Source organism: Plantactinospora sp. B24E8, from assembly GCF_039871735.1.
In the GTDB taxonomy this organism is placed as follows: Bacteria; Actinomycetota; Actinomycetes; order Mycobacteriales; family Micromonosporaceae; genus Plantactinospora.
Window position 1 is genome coordinate 1 of sequence record NZ_JBDPMH010000080.1, and the last position, 1,181, is coordinate 1,181.

General features: G+C 67.6%; 2 protein-coding genes. Both read right to left on the bottom strand.

The features are described 5' to 3' along the window. The coding region (locus ABGB21_RS36835; protein ID WP_347681770.1) for a condensation domain-containing protein at positions 1-667 on the bottom strand (667 nt) is incomplete at its 3' end. Then, the coding region (locus tag ABGB21_RS36840) for an acyl carrier protein (RefSeq protein WP_347658664.1) at positions 660-1,181 on the bottom strand (522 nt) is incomplete at its 5' end. The genes ABGB21_RS36840 and ABGB21_RS36835, both read right to left, overlap by 8 nt.

Sequence of the window (1,181 nt, forward strand, 5' to 3'; positions counted from 1 at the left end):
CAAAATCACCAAACTGCACCGGCAACTCCCCCAAAACCGGCTCCCCACCCCCCACCAACGCCCCATAACACACCGACAACTCACCATTCAACAAACCCACCGACCACCCATCCGCCACACTGTGGTGGACACCGATGGTGAGCACGTGGTGTTCGTCGTCGAGCACGATCAGACGGGTACGGAACAGTGGCCCGGCCGCGAGGTCGAAGGGACGCCGGACCTCCTCCTCGCCGACCAGACGCTGCACCTCGGCCTCGCGCTGTTCCTCGGGCAGGTGCCGAAGGTCGTCACGGACCATGGTCGCGGTCACAAAACCCTGGTCGATGTGCTGGAACGGCCGCCCCTGACGTACCGCGAACACCGTCCGCAGCGCTTCGTGCCGCTGGACGAGCAGGTCGAAGGAGCGGCGCAGCGCGACGACGTCCAGCGGGCCACGCAGGCGCAGCACCTGGACGATGTTGTAGGTCGGCTGGCCGGGGTCGAGCTGGTCGACGAACCAGAGCGCCTCCTGGCCGAACGACAACGGCACGGGCTGGCCCGCGGGACGGACGCCGAGTCGCGGCTCGCCCTGCGCGGCCGCCGCCGCCTTCTTACGCTGTTCCAGCAGGGCGAGCAGGGCCTGACGCTTGTCGGACAGGTTCGCCACGCGGGTCTCGAACTCAGCCATGCTGGATCGTTCCTTCCTGAAGATCGGCTTCGGCGCCCTGTTCCCTCGAAGGTCCGGCCACCGGCGAGTCAACCGGCCCACGAACATCCGACGGGCCGGCCACCGGACCACCAGGAGCCGACGGCCCGGAGCCGGTCGCCAGGTCCGGCTCGGACGCCTGCTCGGCGCCCGCCAGTTCGGCGGCGAGGAGACGCTCGACCTCCTCGTCGGACATCTGCTCGACCTCGTTGAGCAGCTGCCAGCGCAGCGTTTCCTCGTCCTGACCGTCGGGTGCCGCCAACGCGTCGATGCGGTTGGCGAGGGTGGCGATGTTCGGGGCGGTGTAGAAGTCGCGGACTCCGAGGGTGGTGCCGAAGGCGTTGTTGAGTCGGTTGACGACCCGGATGACCTGGAGGGAGTTGCCGCCGAGGTCGAAGAAGTTGTCGTCGGTGCTGATCGGGTTGGTGGTGGTCAGGATGGTGGTGAAGATGTCGGTGATCTGTTGTTCGGTCGGGGTCGTGGGTGGGGTGACGGT